General features: G+C 43.6%; 1 protein-coding gene. It reads left to right on the top strand.

Annotated features, from left to right (window positions below; translation table 11 throughout):
* A partial coding sequence (locus LD39_RS21490; RefSeq protein WP_035553940.1) for an AI-2E family transporter occupies positions 1-528 on the top strand: 528 nt, incomplete at both ends.

The raw sequence follows: 528 nt of genomic DNA, 5'->3' as shown, positions 1-528 counted from the left end.
TGGCGGGTACAGTAACAAAACAGATTAATAACATTGCGAATCTTCCTCAGCAATTGAAAGAAACAGCTAAGCAGGCAGAGCAGAAGATTGAACAAAAGGATATGGGGATGCTGTCAACAGATGCTCTCAGTCGTAAAGTGAATAGCTTTTTCGGTGATTTCATCCAAACGATCAGCGATAATATCTCACAGGTTGTATCAGCTGCAGCAGGAGCTACGACTGTATTGATCATCGTTCCTGTAGTTCTTTTTTTCCTATTAAAAGATGGGCACAGGTTGATTCCATTTTTAAAGCAAGCATTTCCGAGACGGTTTAAACAAGAGGGCGTGAACTTACTGAGAGATGTGGACAAAACATTGGCAGCCTATTTGATCGGTCAAGTAACTGTGGCATTTGTAGACGGGGTACTTGCGTATATCGGCTTCCTGCTCATCGGACTGGATTATGCGCTAGTGCTTTCGATGTTCATTGTCGTAACGGCGATTATCCCGTTTTTCGGTCCGATCATAGGGACAATTCCAGCGCTTG

The sequence above is a fragment of the Halobacillus sp. BBL2006 genome, assembly GCF_000786645.1.
Classification (GTDB): Bacteria; Bacillota; Bacilli; order Bacillales; family Halobacillaceae; genus Halobacillus.
This window is presented reverse-complemented; position numbering and strand designations above follow the sequence as displayed.